2 protein-coding genes are annotated in these 814 nt (G+C 64.5%); one reads left to right on the top strand and one right to left on the bottom strand.

Annotation, left to right across the window (positions count from 1 at the left end):
* The first annotated feature begins 211 nt into the window (after positions 1 to 211).
* Positions 212 to 469 carry a hypothetical protein gene (locus MGN01_RS24695; RefSeq protein ID WP_147049165.1) on the top strand — a complete coding sequence of 86 codons (258 nt, stop codon included), beginning with the start codon at positions 212 to 214 and terminating at the stop codon, positions 467 to 469.
* A 34-nt stretch (positions 470 to 503) separates the two neighbouring features.
* Here MGN01_RS24695 and MGN01_RS23925 read toward each other — a convergent pair whose 3' ends face one another.
* Positions 504 to 677, bottom strand: coding sequence for a hypothetical protein (locus MGN01_RS23925; protein ID WP_170246144.1), 174 nt, complete (start codon positions 675 to 677; stop codon positions 504 to 506).
* Positions 678 to 814 lie beyond the last annotated feature (137 nt).

Raw genomic sequence — 814 nt, 5'->3', positions numbered from 1 at the left:
CCGGTGAAAGCTGGAGCGGGTTTTTTCGTGACGTGCTGCACCGAAGCGACACCGGCCTCTCTCGGCCACTGCTACGGAGACGAGGTGGCGAAGCCTCAACCCGATCGGCCTAGCCGCGAGCCCTAAACTCAGCCCGCCCGGTTCGCCGTGGCGGGCTTCTTCGTGCCGGAGCACGCTTCCGCCGTTCGGCCCGCTCGTGCCATAGATCGTCATGGCCAACCGCAAAGCACGATCCTGCGAAGTCCGAATTGATGGTGCCTGGATCGAGATGGGCGCAGACGAGGCTCACCGGCTTCACCGGGAGGCAGTGAAGCGTTGTCCGGTGTGTCGTGGCGCCGTCAATACGGCGGGGATCTACAGCGAAGGCACCAAGGTCGCTCTGCAGCATCGCAAGTCGCATGGCGGCTGCCCGCGTCTTCAAAAGCACTACAGGGGAAAGCCTTCGCTGCACCCAGAGGCTTTGAGCTGATCCAGCGTTCGCGCCACGTCTATGGGCCGAAGCCTCAGCGATGCCCGATCAAGTCGATCAGCGCCAACCCGACCCCGCTCGCGAACGACTCTGCTGCCTTCCGCGCGCTCAGCTCGCTCGGGAAGCCCTCACCGCAGGCCATGGTCTGATCGCGGAACGTGAAGCTCCATCGCCACTGGCCCGGCCCTGTCTCTCTGAAGTTGAACACGCGCTCCTCCATCGGGACTTAGCCAATGGCGGCGACGCGTTGTGGTTGCGTGTCAGGCAAGCGGGGTTGGCGCGTTGTGCCCGCTATGCCCGCATTTAACAGGGCAGTCATGCATTCCCGGGCGTTTCGGCCCGCCC

The organism is Methylobacterium gnaphalii, assembly GCF_007992215.1.
Classification (GTDB): Bacteria; Pseudomonadota; Alphaproteobacteria; order Rhizobiales; family Beijerinckiaceae; genus Methylobacterium; species Methylobacterium gnaphalii.
Note: the sequence above shows the minus strand (reverse complement) of the source record. Positions and strands in the feature narration are given on the sequence as shown.